Source organism: Streptococcus sp. 5004 (assembly GCF_013276755.1).
Classification (GTDB): Bacteria; Bacillota; Bacilli; order Lactobacillales; family Streptococcaceae; genus Streptococcus.
This window is the reverse complement of sequence record NZ_VMLP01000002.1, coordinates 158,500-179,271: the sequence shown is the minus strand read 5'-3', so window position 1 is coordinate 179,271 and position 20,772 is coordinate 158,500. Positions and strand designations below refer to the sequence as shown.

Below are 20,772 nucleotides of genomic sequence, written 5' to 3'. Positions count from 1 at the left end.
ACAAGTGTTACACCTGTGATAGAATTAACTTGAGGTAAAGTAAATGGCAACTGATAAAAATAGAATAATGATTAGCTTGGATGATAAAAATCTAGAGAAACTTGAAAATTTAGTAGAAGATGCTAGAGATAGAAGGGGAATGCGACTAACAAAGTCCCAGGTTATAGAATTACTCCTAAATACTGTTGATTATTTCGATGATATTATGGGAGCTATTTACTCAAAAAAATAAGAGCAAAAAGCTATTATTTTTTTACAAATAGGTGTAACACTAGTGATATAGGAGTGATGAAATGGTTGTTTATATTAGACAAAGCAAACTACCAAGTGAAGTTTCAATTAATAAGTACAATGCTCAAGTAGGTGCCTACTTACAAGGAGAAGAAGTTATTTTATATCAATCTTTTTCTGAAATAAAACAGTTAACAAGTGAAGATATAGTTGTAGATTATATAACGGAGACTAGAGCATTACTAAAAATGATGGGCTTAAACGTTCCGGTTTATGACTATCCTATTGAGCTTAAAGAGTTTTATGGTCGAAAGATTTATGCTGGTATTTTAGGAGAGATTGTAAATATACCTGATAATTGGGGAAAATTTATTAAGCCTAAAGCTGGTTCAAAAGTCTTTACTGGAAGAGTTGTTAATGGAACACATGATTTAATAGGTATTGGTCTACCTTTCGACTATCCTATATGGATTAGTGAAGTTGTAGAATTCATAGCAGAATGGCGGTGTTTTGTGTTAGATGGTCAAGTATTAGATGTTCGACCCTATACAGGTGATTATCATGCACATTTTGATGCAAGTGTAATTGATAAAGCCATATCATGTTGGAAAGATGCGCCAATAGCTTATGGACTAGATATCGGTGTTACTTGTGATGGCAGGACACTTGTTGTTGAAGTAAATGATGGTTATGCATTGGGAAATTATGGCCTATCTCCTTTAAACTCAATCAATTTTCATAAAGCTAGATGGAAAGAAATGGTAAAACCCTATTTTGAAAAAAATGAAATTTTTAAAATCCAACAGGACATTGTTTTCTAAAATAAATATGTAAGTTAACTAATATAGAAAGTCTCAAAATGAATAAGGAGGAATCTTATGCTAGGAGCAATTATTGGAGATATTGTCGGTTCTGTTTACGAATGGAACAATATCAAAACAAAGGACTTTCCTTTATTTCGGAAGGACTGCTTTTTTACAGATGACACGGTTATGACCTGTGCTGTCGCAGAAGCAATTATGAATGGGGGACAAAAAGATGACTTCATTGACGCGATGAAGAAATATGGCAGAATGTATCCGAATGCTGATTACGGTGCTCGGTTTAATGCATGGCTAAACAGCGATAACCGTGAGCCTTATAATAGCTTTGGGAATGGTTCGGCTATGCGTGTTTCTCCATGCGCTTGGGACATGGACTGTAGTTTTTATGCGAGAACCGGAATGTGGCCATCATCTAGAGAACTTGCGAGCCTTTCTGCAGAGGTAACCCATAATCATCCAGAAGGTATTAAAGGTGCTATGGCTACAGTTGATGCTATCTTTCTGTGTCGTTTTTACTTTGGTGGTTATTGTAGAGAATACGAGCAACCAATTAAGGACAATCCAGCAGAGTGTAAAAGACGGATTAAGGATTATATAGAGAAGACATACGGCTACAATCTATCTCAAACTTTAGATGAAATCCGCCCTAACTATCATTTTAACGAAACATGTCAAGAAACTGTCCCTCAAGCCATTATTGCCTTTCTTGAAAGTAGAGACTTCGAAGATGCGATAAGGAATGCCATCTCACTTGGTGGCGATAGTGATACACTTGCTACAATAACTGGTAGCATTGCAGAGGCAGCTTATGGTATTCCTGATTGGATAAAGGATAAGGCCATTTCTTACTTGGATGAACCCTTAAAGGATGTAGTTATGCGATGGGAAAATAGAATAAAAGCGTTTTAATCTCCAGTACGTCAGATTTCTCTTTTCTATATTTTCATTGTATAATATGTTTACATTTACTTGCATACGACGAAATGTAAACATTTCTATTTAAAAATTAAGGAGTATTATCAATGAAAAAAGCAATGTTAATTATCAACCCTACTTCTGGTGGCGAGAAGGCTTTGGATTACAAAGAAAAGTTGGAGAATAGGGCAAAAAAATACTTTGACCACGTGGAAACCAAAATTACCGAAAAAGCGCTGGATGCAACACATTTTGCTGAAGAAGCTTCTAGTGAGAAGTACGATGCAGTGGTTGTGTTTGGTGGAGATGGGACTGTCAACGAAGTCATTTCGGGTATTGCTGAGAGAGACTACATTCCTAAGTTGGGTATTATCCCAGGCGGTACGGGTAACCTCATTACAAAACTATTGGAAATCAATCAAGACATCGATGGCGCGATAGATGAACTGGATTTCAACTTAACCAATAAGATTGATATCGGTAAAGCAAATGATAACTATTTTGGTTATATTTTTAGTATCGGTTCTCTGCCTGAGGCGATTCACAATGTTGAAATAGAGGATAAGACAAAATTCGGTATTTTAGCCTATGCTGTAAATACCATGAAGTCTGTTATGACGGATCAGGTCTTTAACATTAAGGTTGAGACAGAAAATGGAAATTATATTGGTGAAGCTAGTCATGTTTTTGTTCTCTTGACAAATTACTTCGCCGATAAGAAAATCTTTGAAGAAAACAAGGACGGCTATGCCAATATTTTGATTCTAAAAGATGCTTCTATATTCTCTAAATTATCCGTTATTCCTGATTTACTAAAAGGAGATGTTGTCGGCAATGATAATATTGAGTATATCAGAGCGCGTAATATTAAGATCTCTTCAGATAGTGAATTGGAGTCAGATGTTGACGGCGATAAATCGGATAACCTACCTGTAGAAATCAAAGTCCTAGCTCAGCGAGTAGAAGTATTTTCAAAACCGAAAGAGGATTAGTATATAGAGAAAGCCTTTTTTAAGGCTTTTTGTATACTTTAAAAGATAGTTCCTTTAAGAACGGACATTCCTTGCAAATAATTTACAAAAATAGTATACTGGATTTATTAATTTTGAAAACGTTTGCGTAAAATTTAAATTGGAACTCAAGGAGACAAATTGATGGAATTAAGTGCCATTTACCATAGGCCTGAGTCGGAGTTTGCCTATCTTTATAAGGATAAGAAGCTTCATATTCGGATTCGAACTAAGAAAGGGGATATTGAAAGCATCAACTTACATTATGGTGACCCTTTTATCTTTATGGAGGAGTTTTATCAGGATATAAAAGAAATGGCCAAGATAACTTCTGATGCCATCTTTGATTATTGGCAGGTTGAAGTGTCCGTTGACTTTGCACGTATCCAGTATCTCTTTGAAGTCATGGATACAGAAGGTCAAAGTATTTTGTATGGTGATAAAGCTTGTGTGGAAAATTCTCTAGAAAATCTTCATGCTATTGGGAATGGCTTTAAGTTGCCTTATATTCATGAGATTGATGCCTGTCAGGTTCCCGACTGGGTTTCAGACACGGTATGGTATCAGATATTTCCTGAGAGGTTTGCTAATGGAAATGCTCGATTAAACCCAGAAGGGGCTTTAGACTGGCATTCATCTATCACACCTAAGAGTGATGATTTCTTTGGTGGTGATTTACAGGGGATTATTGACCATCTGGATTACTTGCAAGACTTGGGAATTACTGGACTTTATCTTTGTCCTATCTTTGAATCTACAAGCAATCACAAGTACAATACGACAGATTACTTTGAAATTGACCGTCATTTTGGGGACAAGGAGACCTTTCGGGAACTGGTCGAGCAAGCTCATCAGCGTGACATGAAAATCATGTTGGATGCGGTATTTAACCATATTGGTTCGCAATCGCCTCAATGGCAAGATGTTGTCGAAAACGGTGAGGAGTCTGCTTATAAAGATTGGTTCCATATTCAACAATTTCCAGTGAGGACTGAAAAGCTAGCCAATAAGAGAGATTTACCTTATCATGCTTTTGGTTTCGAGGACTATATGCCTAAGCTAAATACAGCCAATCCAGAGGTCAAGGATTATCTTTTAAAGGTTGCGACTTATTGGATTGAAGAGTTTGATATTGATGCTTGGCGTTTGGATGTGGCTAATGAGATTGACCATCAGTTTTGGAAGGATTTTCGAAAAGCAGTTTTAGCTAAAAAACCTGATCTTTATATTTTAGGAGAAGTCTGGCATAGGTCTCAGCCTTGGCTAAATGGAGATGAATTCCATGCTGTTATGAATTATCCTTTATCTGATAGCATCAAAGAGTATTTCTTACGAGGAATTAAGAAGACAGACCAGTTTATCGGTGAAATCAATGGCCAATCTATGTATTACAAACAGCAGATTTCAGAGGTCATGTTTAATCTCTTGGATTCACATGATACAGAACGAATTTTGTGGACGGCCAATGAAGATGTTCAACTGGTCAAATCAGCCCTAGCCTTTCTCTTTTTACAAAAAGGAACACCGTGTATCTACTACGGAACCGAGCTTTCCTTGACTGGCGGTCCAGACCCAGATTGTCGTCGTTGTATGCCTTGGGAACGTGTCTCAAGTGACGATGATATGCTGAACTTCATGAAGAAGCTGATTAAGATTCGTAAACATGCGTCATCAATCATTTCGCATGGCAAGTATAGTCTCCAAGAAATCAAAGCTGATGTAGTAGCTTTGGAATGGAAATACGATGGACAAATTCTTAAAGCTATCTTTAACCAATCAACAGAAGATTGTATTGTAGAGAAAAAAGCAGTAGCACTAGCAAGCAATTGCCAGGAATTAGAGAATCAGCTTGTCATCTCTCCAAAAGGATTTGTGATTTTTCATTAAAGAGCGACAGGAAAATTGTAGTATAGAGAAGATTTTACAAGCAGACTATTTGTCGTCTTGCTGCAATTGGTATATAATTTAACTTAAAGAAAATAGGAGGACTGACCGAATGGAATTAAAAGATTTTACAGAAAAAGAACAGGAAATGATTAAGAAGGGGCTTACGACGTCTAAGATTAGTGACAAGGAAACTGCTGAAAAGATTCTTGCGCTAGTACCACAAGACTTGATTAAGCGAATCCCATTTTTCGTCAGAAAACATGCTACGACACGTACGATTAAACGCATTTCAATTGAACACCCTGAACTCTACGCTGCAGCTCAAACAAGTGGTGAAATTCCAGAAAAAGAACGCGAAGAATTACGTCAGATTATCACGACTATCTTTGAACAAAAGATGAATAAGCATAGTATTAAGTAGAGAATGAAAAAATATTTTATTGGCGGTCTGGGAAGCAATATCTATCATAGCAAGGATTTTCTTCAAGAACTAGATTCGCAGGTTTATTTTCTAAGTCCATATGAAAAGCATCTTCGAGATGAAACAGAATTGAAATTATGGTTTAAAAATGAGATTGTAGAAGGAGACTCTATCTGTCTGATAGGTCATTCTCTTGGAGGAGATTTGGCGCGTTATCTTGCATCGGAATTTTATGAAGTGACAAAACTGATTCTTTTGGATGGTGGCTATCTAGATTTAGATAAGATTTTACCTTTAGATGTGGAATTAGAGGAAACAAAAAACTATATTGAATCTCAAGTTGTTTCGGACTTAGATGTTCTTATTTCTAAAGAAAAATCTGAAGCAAAGCATTGGTCAGAAAATATGGAGGAAGCTGTAAGACAGTCCTATCACTGGAATTCTGAGTATAATAGATATGAGTTGGCTATAAATTATGAAAATATAGAAGCGATACTCCGCCTACGGAGGAAGATACAAGCTTTTAAGAGAGAAGTGGGAGATACCTTATTTATTAGTCCTCGCTATCCTAATGAAGCTACATGGAGAGAGGAAGCCCTAAAAGAATTGCCAGACTATTTTGATACTATTCTTCTAGAGAACTTTGGCCATGAGCTTTATACTGAAGCACCTAGAGAAATTGCTAGTCTGATTAATGAGTGGTTCTCTTATTCTCACTGGGATATTGAATAAATTATCATAATTAATATATAGTTGATTGGAATAAGATATGAACAAATTGATTAGGAATATCAAATTAATTTGGGCTCTTTGTCAACTGTAGTGGTTGAAGAAAAGATAAGATCTAGAAAGGACACATTTCGTCCTTTCTTTTTTGATATTTGATTCTTTGATATCGAGTGGTTTTGTGATAAAAAGTAATGATTCCATATGATTTTTTCTATGGAACTTTTTCTACACAAAATAGACTCTATAATATCCATAGGGGATTTACCCACTACAAATATTATAGAGTCGCTTTTTCTATTCAGGGCGCTTAAAGGGCTATCATCGGACAAAAGAAAGAAGTCATGATATAATATAAGGTAGATTTCTATATCATAAAACAAAAAACTATTTGAATATCATTCATTTGAGAACTCTCTATGTTCAAACGATAGTAAAATAAAATAGGGTATCTAAACCCTTGCTACGAAAGGAAAAAAATTCAATGGCTACTATTCAATGGTTTCCTGGTCACATGTCTAAAGCACGTCGACAGGTTCAGGAAAATTTAAAATTTGTTGATTTTGTGACGATTTTGGTGGATGCTCGTTTACCTCTATCTAGTCAAAATCCTATGTTGACCAAGATTGTTGGTGACAAACCAAAACTTTTGATTTTAAACAAGGCGGACTTGTCCGATCCAGCAATGACCAAGGAATGGTGTCAGTATTTTGAATCACAAGGAATTCAGACGCTGGCTATCAATTCCAAAGAACAAGTAACTGTAAAAGTTGTAACAGATGCGGCCAAGAAGCTTATGGCTGATAAGATTGCTCGCCAGAAAGAACGTGGGATTCAGATTGAAACCTTGCGTACCATGATTATTGGGATTCCAAACGCTGGTAAATCCACTCTTATGAACCGTTTAGCTGGTAAGAAAATTGCCGTTGTCGGTAACAAACCAGGTGTGACCAAGGGACAACAATGGCTTAAAACCAATAAAGACCTGGAAATCTTGGATACACCGGGGATTCTCTGGCCTAAATTCGAAGACGAAACTGTTGCACTGAAACTGGCCTTGACTGGAGCTATCAAAGACCAGTTGCTTCCTATGGATGAGGTAACTATTTTTGGTCTTAATTATTTCAAAAAACATTATCCAGAAAAGCTAGCTGAACGCTTCAAACAAATGAAAATTGAAGAAGAAGCGCCGGTTATTATTATGGACATGACCCGTGCCCTCGGTTTCCGTGATGACTATGACCGTTTTTACAGTCTCTTCGTGAAGGAAGTCCGTGATGGCAAACTCGGTAACTATACCTTAGATACATTGGAAGATCTCGATGGCGACGATTAAAGAAATCAAAGGACTACTTGCAACAGTCAAGGACTTAGATAACCCTATTTTTTTAGAGCTTGAAAAGGATAATCGCTCAGGAGTTCAAAAAGAAATCAGCAAGCGTAAAAAAAAAATTCAAGCTGAATTAGATGAAAATTTGCGCTTGGAATCCATGCTTTCCTACGAAAAAGAACTTTACAAGCAAGGATTGACCTTAATTGCTGGTATTGATGAGGTTGGTCGTGGTCCTCTTGCTGGTCCTGTAGTCGCTGCTGCCGTTATTTTACCTCAAAATTGTAAGATTAGAGGTCTCAACGATAGCAAGAAAATTCCTAAAAAGAAACATCTGGAGATTTTCCAAGCCGTTCAAGACCAAGCCCTGTCAATCGGAATTGGTATCGTGGATAATCAGGTCATCGACCAAGTCAATATCTATGAAGCAACCAAACTGGCCATGACGGAAGCTATCTCCCAGCTCAGGCCTCAACCTGAGCACCTTTTGATAGATGCCATGAAACTGGAGTTGCCCATTTCACAAACCTCCATCATCAAAGGAGATGCCAACTCCCTCTCTATCGCAGCGGCTTCTATAGTAGCCAAGGTGACCCGTGATGAATTGATGAAGGACTATGATCAGCAGTTCCCTGGCTATGATTTCGCTACTAATGCAGGATATGGCACAGCTAAACATTTGGAAGGCCTCACAAAACTAGGAGTTACCCCAATTCACCGAACCAGCTTTGAACCCGTTAAATCACTGGTTTTAGGTAAAAAAGAAAGTTAATTGAAAGGAAATACCATGGAGGAACAGTCGGAAATAGTCCGTTCTAAGAAAGAATTCGCCTTTGCATCTAGCACTATACTATCCCAAGTTGGTCGAGGAATCATTGTCGGCCTCGTCGTTGGAATTATCGTCGGATCCTTTCGTTTCTTAATTGAAAAAGGCTTCCACCTGATACAAGGACTTTATCAAGATCAAGCGCACCTATTTGTTAATTTATTTATTATCGCCCTGTTTTATCTAATCATCTGCTGGCTCAGTGCCAAACTGACACGCTCTGAAAAAGATATTAAAGGCTCAGGAATTCCTCAAGTCGAAGCCGAACTGAAAGGCCTCATGACCCTTAACTGGTGGGGCGTTCTCTGGAAAAAATATATTCTAGGAATTCTAGCTATTGCCAGCGGACTCATGCTGGGGCGTGAAGGGCCAAGTATCCAACTGGGAGCAGTTGGTGGTAAAGGAATTTCCAAGTGGCTCAAATCCAGTCCAGTGGAGGAACGTTCCCTGATTGCTAGTGGTGCTGCAGCAGGATTAGCCGCAGCCTTTAATGCTCCAATAGCAGGTCTCCTCTTTGTTGTAGAAGAAGTCTATCATCATTTTTCGCGCTTTTTCTGGGTTTCCACTCTAGCAGCTAGTCTCGTAGCAAACTTTGTGTCTCTGCTCATGTTCGGTTTGACACCAGTATTGGATATGCCAGATAACATTCCTCTCATGACCCTAGATCAGTATTGGATATATCTCGTCATGGGAATTTTCCTTGGATTTTCAGGTTTTCTCTATGAGAAAGCTGTATTAAACATCGGAAGAGTTTATGACTTGATTGGTCAAAAAATCCATTTGGATAGAGCTTATTATCCAATTCTGGCCTTCATTCTCATCATACCAGTCGGAATTTTTTTACCCCACATCCTTGGTGGTGGAAATCAGCTGGTACTTTCCCTAACTGAGCAAGATTTTAGTTTCCAAGTTCTATTAGCTTACTTTTTAATTCGCTTTATCTGGAGCATGATTAGTTATGGAAGTGGTCTTCCAGGAGGAATTTTCCTACCAATTTTGGCTCTCGGTTCCTTACTTGGTGCCCTAGTTGGTGTCATTTGTGTGAATATTGGACTTGTCAGTCAGGAGCAATTCCCTATATTTGTCATTCTAGGAATGAGTGGCTATTTTGGAGCCATATCAAAAGCTCCCTTAACCGCTATGATCCTCGTAACTGAGATGGTAGGAGATATTCGCAACCTCATGCCACTTGGTTTAGTAACCTTAGTAGCTTACATCATCATGGATTTGCTCAAGGGTGCACCAGTCTATGAAGCCATGCTGGAAAAAATGCTTCCAGAGGAAGTATCCAGTGAAGGAGAAGTGACACTTATCGAAATACCAGTTTCTGATAAAATTGCTGGGAAACAAGTTCATGAACTCAACTTACCACACAACGTCCTCATCACTACCCAAGTGCATAATGGAAAGAGCCAAACAGTTAACGGCTCAACCAGAATGTATCTGGGTGATATGATTCATCTAGTTATTCCAAAAAGTGAAATTGGAAAAGTCAAGGATTTGTTGTTGTAAACTCTGTTTACATAATTTTTATTATGTAATAATAATATTTCTTAATTAAATACATTAGAAAGCCGATTCTCAGCAATGAAATCGGTTATTTTTTACTGAGGATCTTTTTTAATATACGCTTCGCTCCAAAATCATTGAAATTATTGCTCAAATTTGTTATGATATAAATATGAATAAAAGTAGACTGGGACGTGGCAGACACGGGAAAAAGAGACATGTATTATTGGCTTTGATTGGTATTTTAGCAATTTCTATTTGCCTATTAGGCGGGTTTATTGCTTTTAAAATGTATCAGCAAAAAAGTTTTGATCAAAAGATTGAATCGCTCAAAAAAGAGAAAGACGATCAATTGAGTGAGGGAAATCAGAGGGAGCATTTTCGTAAGGGACAAACCGAAGTGATTGCCTATTATCCTCTCCAAGGGGAACAAGTGATTTCGTCTGCTAAGGAGCTGATAAATAAAGACATTAAGGACAAGCTAGAAAGTAAGGACACTCTTGTTTTCTACTATACAGAGCAAGAAGAGTCAGGTTTAAAGGGAGTCGTCAATCGTAATGTAACCAAACAAATCTATGATTTAGTTGATTTTAAGGTTGAAGAGACAGAAAAGACCAGTCTAGGAAAGGTTCACTTAACAGAAGATGGGCAACCTTTTACACTTGACCAACTGTTTTCAGATGCTAGTAAGGCTAAGGAACAGCTGATAAAAGAGTTGACCTCTTTCTTACAGGATAAGAAATTAGATCAAGACCAGAGTGACCAGATTGTTAAAGGTTTCTCTGACCAAGACTTATCTGCATGGAATTTTGATTACAAGGATAGTCAGATTATCCTTTATCCAAGTCCTGCGGTTGAAAATTTAGAAGAGATAGCCTTGCCAGTATCTGCTTTCTTTGATGTTATCCAATCTTCGTACTTACTTGAAAAAGACGCAGCCTTGTACCAGTCTTACTTTGATAAGAAACATCAAAAAGTTGTCGCTCTAACCTTTGATGATGGTCCAAATCCAGCAACGACCCCGCAGGCATTAGAGACTCTAGCTAAATATGGTGTTAAAGCCACTTTCTTTGTGCTTGGGAAAAATGTTTCTGGGAATGAGGACTTGGTGAAGAGGATAAAATCTGAAGGTCATGTTGTTGGAAACCATAGTTGGAGCCATCCGATTCTCTCGCAACTCTCTCTTGATGAAGCTAAAAAACAGATTACTGATACTGAGGATGTGCTAACTAAAGTGCTGGGTTCTAGTTCAAAACTCATGCGCCCGCCTTATGGAGCCATTACAGATGATATTCGCAATAGCTTGGATTTGAGCTTTATCATGTGGGATGTGGATAGTCTGGACTGGAAGAGTAAAAATGAAGCGGCTATTTTGACGGAAATTCAGCATCAAGTAGCTAATGGCTCTATCGTTCTGATGCATGATATTCACAGTCCGACAGTCAATGCCTTGCCGAAGGTCATTGAATATTTGAAAAATCAGGGTTATACCTTTGTGACCATACCAGAGATGCTCAATACTCGCCTAAAACCTCATGAGCTGTATTATAGTCGTGATGAATAAGCAATAAAAAATAGGTCTGTCAGATATGTGATAGACTTATTTTTTACAAAAGATAGTACTACTTAAAAAATGTTTTATGCTATAATTGATGAATAATACTCAATGAAAATCAAAGAGCAAACTAGGAAACTAGCTGCAGGTTGCTCAAAACAGTGTTTTGAGGTTGCAGATAGAACTGACGAAGTTAGTAACCATATCTACGGCAAGGCGACGTTGACGTGGTTTGAAGAGATTTTCGAAGAGTATAAAATAGAAGGAGAAGCATATGAATACCTATCAATTAAATAATGGAGTAGAAATTCCAGTTCTGGGATTTGGAACCTGGAAAGCTGAAAATGGAGAGATTGCCTATCAAGCTGTCCTAGAGGCTTTAAAGGCAGGCTATAGGCATATCGATACGGCAGCTATTTATAAAAATGAAGAAAGTGTTGGTCGTGCCATTCAAGATAGTGGAGTTCCACGAGAGGAATTGTTCGTAACTACCAAGCTTTGGAATAGTCAGCAAACCTATGAGCAAGCTCGTCAGGCTTTTGCAGAGTCTTTAGCGAAGTTGGGCTTGGATTATTTGGATCTGTATTTGATTCATTGGCCAAATCCAAAACTGCTCAGAGAAAATGACCAATGGAAAATCCGAAATGCTGAGGTCTGGAGAGCGATGGAAGACCTCTATCAAGAAGGGAAAATCCGTGCTATCGGCGTTAGTAATTTTCTTCCCCATCATTTGGATGCCTTGCTTGAAACAGCAAAAATTCTTCCGGCGGTCAATCAGGTTCGCTTGGCGCCAGGTGTCTATCAAGAGGAAGTCGTAGCTTACTGTCGAGAAAAAGGAATTTTATTGGAAGCTTGGGGCCCTTTTGGTCAGGGAGAACTGTTTGATAGCAAGCAAGTGCAAGAAATCGCAGCAAATCACGGAAAATCGGTTGCTCAGATAGCCTTGGCATGGAGCTTGGCAGAAGGATTTCTACCACTTCCAAAATCTGTCACAGCCTCTCGTATTCAGGCTAATCTTGATTGCTTTGGAATTGAATTGAGCCATGAGGAACATGAAACCTTAAAAACGATTGCTGTTCAATCTGGTGCTCCACGAGTTGATGATGTGGATTTTTAGAAAATCATAAAAAGAATTGTACATTATTCTAATTTTTGATATAATAGTCAGCAGGAAAGAAAGTCTTATGGCGTTCTTCAAGCGAGCTTGGGATAGTGGGAGCCAAGTAGAACAAAATCAAGAGCTGGCGCTTTCTGTAGTATTTTCAAAAACAATGAAGTAATAAATTAGGGTGGAACCGCGTTTCTGACGCCCCTAGGTTAAATCAACCTAGGATTGTCGGATGTGGTTCTTTTGCTTATTCAGTCTATTGTGTGAAAGAAAGGAGAGACGTGGAAAACCTTTATCTTGTAAAAGACGATAGTCAACTAGCTGCATTTCGTGATTTTGTAGTAAGAAATACTGAAAAGTTGAAAGATTATCAATCTTTTTTAAAGAATGAACTTGCAGTCTGTGATTTACCGCAAGCCGTTATTTGGTCAAGTTTTAATGCTGCTACACAGATTATTAGGGAAAGCGCTGTTCCAGCCTATACAAATAATAGACGAATGGTTATGACGCCTGATTTAGCTGTTTGGAAAGAGTTGTATTTGTATCAGTTGATGGACTACGAGTGTTCTGAGCAAACTCAAGCAATAGAAAGTCACTATCATTCTTTATCTGAAAATTTCCTCTTACAGATTGTAGGACATGAGTTAGCTCATTGGTCGGAACATTTTTTAGATGATTTTGATGGTTACGACTCTTATATATGGTTCGAAGAGGGGATGGTTGAATATATTAGTCGCAAGTATTTCTTGACAGAAGAGGAATTTCAGGCGGAAAAAATTTGTAATCAATCTCTTGTAGAACTTTTTCAGAAGAAGTATGGTTGGCATTCATTGAATGATTTTGGTTCTTCGACCTATGATAAGAACTATTCAAGTATTTTTTACGAATACTGGCGTAGTTTTTTGACAATAGATAAGTTGGTAGAAAATCTAGGTAGTATACAAGCGGTCTTCGATTCTTATCATTTATGGGCAAATACAGATAAAACTCTTCCCTTGTTAAATTGGTTTGTTCAGCAGAAATTAATTGAAAAAGAAATATAAAAACTAAAGGAGTAAACAATGTCTAAGAAATTAACATTTCACTGCTTCAGTGGCAGAGACCTCCTTACAGTCGGGATACCCCACACTCAGCACTAGAGTGCCTGAGCTAGACGCAGTACTAACTCGTCTTGCCTCGTATGATCGACGAGGCAGACTCGTGTCGCAAGTAATTTATATAAAAAGGAGTAAACAATGTCTAAAAAATTGACTTTCCACTGCGTCAGTGGCAGAAACCTCCTTCAGTCGGACTGCCCCACGCTCAGCACTAGAGTGCCTGAGCTAGACGCAGTACTAACTCGTCTTGCCTCGTATAATCGACGAGGCAGACTCGTGTCGCAAGAAATCATTTTTTATTAAGGAGTATTCAATGTCTAAGAAATTAACATTTCAAGAAATTATTTTGACTTTGCAACAATTTTGGAATGACCAAGGTTGTATGCTTATGCAGGCTTATGATAATGAAAAAGGTGCGGGGACAATGAGTCCTTACACTTTCCTTCGTGCTATCGGACCTGAGCCATGGAATGCGGCTTATGTAGAGCCATCACGTCGTCCTGCTGACGGTCGTTACGGGGAAAACCCTAACCGTCTTTACCAACACCACCAATTCCAGGTGGTCATGAAGCCATCTCCATCAAACATCCAAGAACTGTACCTTGAGTCTTTGGAAAAATTGGGAATCAATCCTTTGGAGCACGATATCCGTTTTGTTGAGGACAACTGGGAAAACCCATCAACTGGTTCAGCTGGTCTTGGTTGGGAAGTTTGGCTTGACGGAATGGAAATCACTCAGTTTACTTATTTCCAACAAGTCGGTGGATTGGCAACTGGCCCTGTGACTGCGGAAGTTACCTATGGTTTGGAGCGCTTGGCCTCTTATATTCAAGAAGTAGACTCTGTCTATGATATCGAGTGGGCTGATGGTGTAAAATACGGAGAAATCTTTATCCAGCCTGAGTATGAGCACTCAAAATATTCATTTGAAATTTCTGACCAAGAAATGTTGCTGGAAAACTTTGATAAGTTTGAAAAAGAAGCTGGTCGCGCCTTGGAAGAAGGATTGGTGCACCCTGCCTATGACTATGTTCTCAAATGTTCACACACCTTTAACCTGCTTGATGCGCGTGGTGCCGTATCTGTAACAGAGCGCGCAGGCTATATCGCTCGTATCCGTAACTTGGCCCGTGTCGTAGCTAAAACCTTTGTCGCAGAACGCAAACGCCTAGGCTACCCACTTTTAGATGAAGCAACACGAGCTAAACTCTTAGCAGAAGAAGCAGAATAGAGAGAGTGACAAATTACGAAAATGGGCGAACAGAGTGAGCCCTGAACCAGTTGCCGCAGTGATGAAGGTATCCTTAGTGAAGCTAAGGATACTAGGCAAAATTGGAGACTTTTGGCTCCAGTTTTAGCAATGAAACAACGAAGTTGGTTGCTTGCGTGCCAATCACATAAGGCAAACTGGAAAATAAAAAGATACTTTTCGGAGAAAAAACATGACAAAAAACTTATTAGTAGAACTCGGTCTTGAAGAATTACCAGCCTATGTTGTCACACCAAGTGAAAAACAACTAGGCGAAAAAATGGCAGCCTTCCTCAAGGAAAACCGCTTGTCTTTTGAAGCTATTCAGACCTTCTCAACACCACGTCGTTTGGCTGTTCGTGTAACTGGTCTTGCATACAAACAGTCTGATTTGACGGAAGATTTTAAGGGGCCAGCAAAGAAAATTGCCTTGGATAGCGATGGAAACTTCACCAAAGCAGCTCAAGGATTTGTTCGTGGAAAAGGATTGACTGTTGAAGATATCGAATTCCGTGAAATTAAGGGGGAAGAATATGTCTATGTCACTAAGGAAGAAGTTGGTCAAGCAGTTGAAGCAATTGTTCCTGGTGTTGTAGATGTCTTGAAGTCATTGACTTTCCCTGTCAGCATGCACTGGGCTAACAACACCTTTGAATACATCCGCCCTGTTCACACTTTAACTGTTCTTTTAGATGAAGAAGAGTTTGATTTGGATTTCCTTGATATTAAGGGAGGGCGTGTGAGCCGTGGCCATCGTTTCTTGGGACAAGAAACTAAGATTCAGTCAGCATTGAGCTATGAAGAAGACCTTCGTGCACAGTATGTAATTGCAGATCCACGTGAACGTGAGCAAATGATTGTTGATCAAATCAAAGCAATCGAAGCTGAGCATGGTGTACATATCGAAATTGATGCGGATTTGCTTAATGAAGTCTTGAACTTGGTTGAATACCCAACTGCCTTTATGGGAAGCTTTGATGCCAAATACCTTGAAGTTCCAGAAGAAGTTTTGGTGACTTCGATGAAAGAACACCAACGGTACTTTGTTGTCCGTGATCAAGACGGTAAACTCTTGCCAAACTTCATTTCTGTTCGTAATGGAAACGCAGAGCATTTGGAAAATGTCATCAAAGGTAATGAAAAAGTCTTGGTCGCTCGCTTAGAAGACGGTGAATTCTTCTGGCGTGAAGACCAAAAATTGGTGATTTCAGATCTTGTTGAAAAATTAAACAATGTGACTTTCCATGAGAAAATTGGTTCCCTTCGTGAACACATGATTCGTACTGGTCAGATTGCTATTCTCTTGGCAGAAAAAGCAGGCTTGTCAGCGGATGAAACGATTGACCTAGCCCGTGCAGCAGCCATTTACAAGTTTGACTTGTTAACAGGTATGGTTGGTGAGTTTGACGAACTCCAAGGAATTATGGGTGAGAAATATGCCCTTCTTGCTGGTGAAACTCCAGCGGTGGCAGCTGCTATTCGTGAACACTACATGCCTACTTCAGCTGAAGGAGAACTTCCAGAGAGCAAGGTCGGCGCAGTGCTTGCCATTGCAGACAAATTGGATACGATTTTGAGCTTCTTCTCAGTAGGTTTGATTCCATCAGGGTCTAATGACCCTTATGCTCTTCGTCGTGCAACTCAAGGTGTAGTTCGTATCTTGGATGCTTTTGGTTGGCACATTGCTATGGACGAGCTGATTGATAGCCTTTATGCTTTGAAATTTGACAGCTTGACTTATGAAAATAAGACAGAGGTTATGGACTTTATCAAGGCTCGTGTTGATAAGATGATGGGTTCTACTCCAAAAGATACCAAGGAAGCAGTACTTGCAAGTTCGAACTTTGTTGTGGCAGATATGTTGGAAGCAGCAAGTGCTCTTGTAGAAGCAAGTAAGGAAGAAGATTTCAAACCATCTGTTGAATCACTTTCTCGTGCCTTTAACTTGGCTGAGAAGGCAAAAGGAATTGCTACAGTTGATTCAGCTCTCTTTGAGAATGAAGAAGAGAAAGCCTTGGCAGAAGCAGTAGAATCACTCGTTTTGTCAGGGACTGCCAGTCAGCAATTGAAACAGCTCTTTGCGCTTAGTACAGTCATTGATGCCTTCTTTGAGAATACCATGGTTATGGCTGAAAATGAAGCAGTCCGTCAAAATCGTTTGGCAATCTTGTCGCAATTAACCAAGAAAGCAGCTAAACTTGCACGTTTTAACCAAATCAATACCAAATAAAATCTGTTAAACGGATTAAATCTTATCATAAAGGAGAGAAACATGGATCCTAAAAAAATTGATCGTATCAACGAGCTTGCCAAAAAGAAAAAAACAGAAGGCTTGACCCCAGAAGAAAAAGTGGAACAAGCCAAACTACGTGAGGAGTACATCGAAGGTTATCGTCGCACGGTTCGTCACCATATTGAAGGGATCAAAATTGTGGACGAAGAAGGGAACGATGTTACACCAGAAAAACTACGCCAAGCCCAACGTGAAAAAGGCTTACATGGCCGTAGTCTTGATGACCCAAATTCATAATAAGTATTCTTTCTTTTAACAAAGATAGATGAAATAATAACCAAAAGACTATCATACATAAATGGGCTGCACCTCAAAAGTTAGAGCTAGAAAATCTAACTTTTGAGGTGTTTTTATTATGAAATTGAGTTATATAGTGAATTGAAATAAGATGTGAACAAAAAGATTAGTGAATTCAAATTAATTTCTATACAGGTTTTAGAATTATGGGTATACTATTCTATGTTCAATCCACTATAAATATATGCTCTAAAATGATGGTCGTTGAGTCTTCTATCGTCAAGAAAAATCATCAAATCCCTCGTATTATAGTCATTTAGTTTTAAAAAAGCACTTCAAATATTCAAAAATATTTGGGACTTTCCTTAATAAATCCGTCACTTTCTTTTTCAAGATAGCCCAAGCTTGCTCAATAGGATTCAAATCTGGTGAATAAGCTGGTAGAGGTAAGAAAAAGTGTTTATCTTTAATGTAAAGTTCATCCAAGATATGCTTGGGATGAAAACTAGCATTGTCCATGACAATGACGTGAGGTGTCTTCAAAGCAGGCAAGAGCTGCGTTTTGAACCACTCCACAAAGAAATCCCTCGTCATACTTTCCTTGTAAATCATAAGAGCTATAAACTCTCCGTCTACTTGTCCTGCAACAATTGAAGTCAGCTCAAAACGCCGTCCGCTAATCTTGTTATAGACTTTCTCCCTTCTAGGAGCCCGTGCATAAGGACGATAGAGCTAGCGGTCGTTTCCCGTTTCGTCAATATATACGACTGGTAAATCTTTTAGGTTATCCAAAATATCAAGAAACTCAGCGACTTTCTCTGGATCTTGTTCCTTAGAGCTAGTTGTCTTTTTTTTTAAAGTGATATGAATTGCTTTAAAGCTGTCCATACTGAAGGAACAGCACAATCAAAATGTGCCGCAATTTCCCGTTAAAAAGCGTCTGGATGAGCCTTTACAAAGACTTTCAACTCCTCTAAAGGGATTTCCCGCTTTTTGACGACTCACTTTTTCCGCTCTAAGTGTCCTTGTTCACGTCTTTCTTTTCCCACGTGAAGAAAGTTCTGACGCCAACATCAAAAACTTTGACCGCCTCGATATGGCTGTGTCCTCTTTGATGTAATCTAATACTCCTTGTTTAAAATCTGTACTATATGCCATAGCTTTATTATAGATGCTTGTTTAAAACTAAGCATCTATACCATCCAATCTAAAGCATTGTGAAGAGCTACAGTAGTTGTTCCAAATTTCTTCTGAATTTTCTTTGGTTTATTGCTATCTAGTGAACCATCTAGAATACAACAAACAATGGATTTTGGATGGACATCAATACCACAACACGTTTCGATCATAGCTTCCATTATAAAAACCTCCTGTTAACTATTTGAACAATAGAACAAGAGGCTACTAGTAATATGTTTTCATGCTCCAAGCATATTCGAGTTTTCTCATGACTCTTGTTCATCCAGTTTTTTAAACAGGCTAGGAAAAGCCCTATTAAACACCACGGATTGGTATTGTTCGTCTTCATTATAGGCTAAACTTCTTTTTCTGTCACGAGTTAGCAGGCTCTTCCTGCTTAGAGTTTTTTATGAACTTGGTTTGCTTTTTAAAAAGCTCGATAAACATAGGGATTTTCTGGTTTATCGACTTTGGTAAAGCTTTCGATTTCCAAGGTTGGAAGGTTTTGTTTGAGTTCTTTATGGTAGTGATTGACCAGTTTTCCCTTGGCTGTTATCCAAGTATTATTTTCATATTGACGGGTATTTCCCTTGGTCAGTAAGCCATAGACACCTGAATCCGCGATACAGTGGATAATGCCGAAGCGGAACAGAAATTGGCTATTGGCATGACTGGGGTCATTGTAGACAAAGCCTGTAAACTGGATTGTCTTGCCCTCAAACTCATCTGGATAGTCGTAGATAGCCTCCATGACCTCCATATAGTTTTCATTAGTGATCTGAATACTATCTTGGGATAAGTATTTATCCGCCGCCGTTCGCATTTCCTTTTCATAGGCTGATTTTGAAAAATAAGAACTGGTATCTGGTTTCAAATATTGACTTGTTGTCCCTTCGCTTGTCTGAATGGCCAGATCCGTTCCTTCCGATAGGGGGAAATGATAACCTTTAGCAGAAACAGTCTGAGAATCCAAGCTAACAGTTGGGAAAGTTAAGCCGATGACAAGTGGAATAGCCAGAAGAGAAATACTCGTCATCTTGGCCAATCGGCTGTTCAGATGACTGTGGGTTTTGACTTGCTTCATCCAGATATACAGTTGAACAATTGCCAAAATAAAGGAAAGTACCATGGAGATATAGGCCAGATAGGAATAGTGCATGTTGATGTACTGGTTTAATTTGCCCGACAAATGGAGGTAAATAGTCAGTTCAAAATAGCCAGCTAAAACTAAAAATCGAATCATAGGATGACTCCAATCAAGAGAGAATAGACTAAGACGACAAGAGTTACAATCGTTATGAAGTGACTGATAAATCGTGCTTTCAAGTAATTTTTCATCATGAGAATATTTTTGATATCCAGCATTGGGCCAATCACCAGAAAGGCCATAACTGGTGCCAATCCGAAACTCGAGAGAAGAGAAGCACCGATAAAGGCATCCGCCTCACTACAGAGCGAAAGAAGAAAGGCCAAAAGCATCAAGAGCAGGATGGCAAAAAGAGGAGTCGCACTGATAGAGGTCAGAATCCGTGTCGGAACATAGACCTGTATAACAGAGGCAAAGAGACAGCCAAATACCAAATAACGTCCCGTATCAAAAAATTCATCAATGGCTTGCACAAAGACCTGAAAAACCTTTTTTGCAGGGCTTAAGTGAGTAAAATCATGCTCATGACAAGCCAGACGATTTTCTTTTTGAATCGGTTCTTGCCAGAAAAATCCTAGAAAAATCCCTAGTATTACAGCCACAACGATGGAACCCAGAGCTCGTAACAGGGCGATATGGAAGGAGTTGCCAAAGGCAGAATAGGTCGCAAAGAGAACAATGGGATTGATAACAGGTGCTGTTACAAGAAAAGGAACGGCCGTGTAACTAGGAACCTTCTTTTCCAGAAAACGATTGATGATGGGGACGATTCCACATTCGCAAGAAGGGAAAAGTATACCAACGAAGGTGCCAAAAAAGATTCTCCCCCAACGATTTCGAGGGAGAAAATGATAAACCTTGTCAGGTGTGATATAAACCTCAATCAGCCCAGAGACAATACTTCCTATCAGAACGAAAGGGAGTGCTTCAATAATTATAGAGAGAAAAATAGCTCCAGTTTGAAGTACACTAGATGGGAGTTGTTGGAAAGTAGTCATCTAGTTTTTCTTTTCTGTTTTGGCTTTTTTCTCTTTGTCATCAGGGAAAGTAACTTGCTTCAAATCTGGGAGTTTAGCAAACTCTTCAAACATCTTGTCCAAGTCGTCTCGTTTTGTAAATTTTACAGCCATAGGTGTACCTCGATTCTAAATTCTACCTCTATTATACTATTATTTTGAGGAAAAGGGAGTTTTTTAATTTGTTTTCGATAGTTGATACTCTTCGAAAA

21 protein-coding genes and 1 pseudogene are annotated in these 20,772 nt (G+C 38.8%); 17 read left to right on the top strand and 5 right to left on the bottom strand.

The features are described 5' to 3' along the window. The first annotated feature begins 43 nt into the window (after positions 1-43). From HT685_RS00960 to HT685_RS00880, 17 genes are all read left to right on the top strand, one after another. Positions 44-232 (top strand): hypothetical protein, encoded by a 189-nt coding sequence (locus HT685_RS00960; protein WP_000179769.1) that lies wholly within the window; start codon positions 44-46, stop codon positions 230-232. 61 nt (positions 233-293) lie between these two features. Then, entirely contained in the window at positions 294-1,052 is a 759-nt protein-coding gene (locus tag HT685_RS00955; RefSeq protein ID WP_173227153.1) for an ATP-grasp domain-containing protein, read from the top strand. Between the two features lie 57 nt (positions 1,053-1,109). Then, positions 1,110-1,964 (top strand): ADP-ribosylglycohydrolase family protein, encoded by an 855-nt coding sequence (locus HT685_RS00950; protein ID WP_173227155.1) that lies wholly within the window; start codon positions 1,110-1,112, stop codon positions 1,962-1,964. Between the two features lie 113 nt (positions 1,965-2,077). Further along, positions 2,078-2,962, top strand: a complete 885-nt coding sequence (locus HT685_RS00945; RefSeq protein ID WP_173227157.1) for a diacylglycerol kinase family protein — start codon at positions 2,078-2,080, stop codon at positions 2,960-2,962. Between the two features lie 162 nt (positions 2,963-3,124). Beyond that, positions 3,125-4,867 carry a glycoside hydrolase family 13 protein gene (locus HT685_RS00940; RefSeq protein ID WP_173227159.1) on the top strand — a complete coding sequence of 581 codons (1,743 nt, stop codon included), beginning with the start codon at positions 3,125-3,127 and terminating at the stop codon, positions 4,865-4,867. A 109-nt stretch (positions 4,868-4,976) separates the two neighbouring features. Continuing rightward, positions 4,977-5,288: a hypothetical protein gene (locus HT685_RS00935; RefSeq protein WP_000420556.1), complete on the top strand. Its 312-nt coding sequence runs from the start codon at positions 4,977-4,979 to the stop codon at positions 5,286-5,288. 3 nt (positions 5,289-5,291) lie between these two features. Next, entirely contained in the window at positions 5,292-6,020 is a 729-nt protein-coding gene (locus HT685_RS00930) for an alpha/beta hydrolase (RefSeq protein ID WP_173227161.1), read from the top strand. Positions 6,021-6,498: 478 nt separating this feature from the next. Continuing rightward, positions 6,499-7,350, top strand: coding sequence for a ribosome biogenesis GTPase YlqF (gene ylqF / locus HT685_RS00925; RefSeq protein ID WP_173227163.1), 852 nt, complete (start codon positions 6,499-6,501; stop codon positions 7,348-7,350). Beyond that, a complete protein-coding gene (locus tag HT685_RS00920) occupies positions 7,337-8,116 on the top strand; it encodes a ribonuclease HII (protein ID WP_173227165.1) in 780 nt (259 codons plus the stop codon). Before ylqF ends, HT685_RS00920 begins: the two co-directional genes overlap by 14 nt. A 15-nt stretch (positions 8,117-8,131) precedes the next feature. Continuing rightward, positions 8,132-9,682 carry a ClC family H(+)/Cl(-) exchange transporter gene (locus HT685_RS00915; protein ID WP_173227167.1) on the top strand — a complete coding sequence of 517 codons (1,551 nt, stop codon included), beginning with the start codon at positions 8,132-8,134 and terminating at the stop codon, positions 9,680-9,682. 169 nt (positions 9,683-9,851) lie between these two features. Continuing rightward, complete coding sequence (pgdA, locus tag HT685_RS00910; protein ID WP_173227169.1) at positions 9,852-11,243, top strand: peptidoglycan-N-acetylglucosamine deacetylase PgdA; 1,392 nt, start codon at positions 9,852-9,854, stop codon at positions 11,241-11,243. 102 nt (positions 11,244-11,345) lie between these two features. Then, a complete protein-coding gene (locus tag HT685_RS10030; RefSeq protein WP_240148107.1) occupies positions 11,346-11,531 on the top strand; it encodes a hypothetical protein in 186 nt (61 codons plus the stop codon). Further along, positions 11,509-12,351 (top strand): aldo/keto reductase, encoded by an 843-nt coding sequence (locus HT685_RS00900; RefSeq protein ID WP_173227171.1) that lies wholly within the window; start codon positions 11,509-11,511, stop codon positions 12,349-12,351. Before HT685_RS10030 ends, HT685_RS00900 begins: the two co-directional genes overlap by 23 nt. 272 nt (positions 12,352-12,623) lie before the next feature. Next, on the top strand, positions 12,624-13,385 hold the full coding sequence (locus HT685_RS00895) for an elongation factor Tu (protein ID WP_173227173.1): 762 nt from the start codon (positions 12,624-12,626) through the stop codon (positions 13,383-13,385). Positions 13,386-13,752: 367 nt separating this feature from the next. After that, complete coding sequence (gene glyQ / locus HT685_RS00890) at positions 13,753-14,670, top strand: glycine--tRNA ligase subunit alpha (protein ID WP_168940239.1); 918 nt, start codon at positions 13,753-13,755, stop codon at positions 14,668-14,670. 211 nt (positions 14,671-14,881) lie between these two features. After that, on the top strand, positions 14,882-16,918 hold the full coding sequence (glyS, locus tag HT685_RS00885) for a glycine--tRNA ligase subunit beta (RefSeq protein WP_173227175.1): 2,037 nt from the start codon (positions 14,882-14,884) through the stop codon (positions 16,916-16,918). Between the two features lie 42 nt (positions 16,919-16,960). Beyond that, the gene (locus tag HT685_RS00880) at positions 16,961-17,218 is read left to right on the top strand and encodes a DUF896 family protein (RefSeq protein ID WP_050261374.1); all 258 of its coding nucleotides are present in this window, start codon (positions 16,961-16,963) and stop codon (positions 17,216-17,218) included. A gap of 312 nt (positions 17,219-17,530) precedes the next feature. Here HT685_RS00880 and HT685_RS10025 read toward each other — a convergent pair. The 5 genes and pseudogenes from HT685_RS10025 to HT685_RS10265 all read right to left on the bottom strand — a co-directional run bounded on the left by HT685_RS10025 (position 17,531) and on the right by HT685_RS10265 (position 20,674). Continuing rightward, a pseudogene (locus HT685_RS10025) lies at positions 17,531-18,376 on the bottom strand (IS630 family transposase). 35 nt (positions 18,377-18,411) lie between these two features. Beyond that, the gene (locus tag HT685_RS00870; RefSeq protein WP_173227177.1) at positions 18,412-18,576 is read right to left on the bottom strand and encodes a hypothetical protein; all 165 of its coding nucleotides are present in this window, start codon (positions 18,574-18,576) and stop codon (positions 18,412-18,414) included. Between the two features lie 248 nt (positions 18,577-18,824). Beyond that, positions 18,825-19,640 (bottom strand): TIGR03943 family protein, encoded by an 816-nt coding sequence (locus HT685_RS00865; RefSeq protein ID WP_050224185.1) that lies wholly within the window; start codon positions 19,638-19,640, stop codon positions 18,825-18,827. Continuing rightward, on the bottom strand, positions 19,637-20,542 hold the full coding sequence (locus HT685_RS00860; protein ID WP_173227179.1) for a permease: 906 nt from the start codon (positions 20,540-20,542) through the stop codon (positions 19,637-19,639). The genes HT685_RS00865 and HT685_RS00860 overlap by 4 nt, the downstream gene beginning before the upstream one ends. Then, on the bottom strand, positions 20,543-20,674 hold the full coding sequence (locus HT685_RS10265) for an SPJ_0845 family protein (RefSeq protein ID WP_049511209.1): 132 nt from the start codon (positions 20,672-20,674) through the stop codon (positions 20,543-20,545). Positions 20,675-20,772 lie beyond the last annotated feature (98 nt).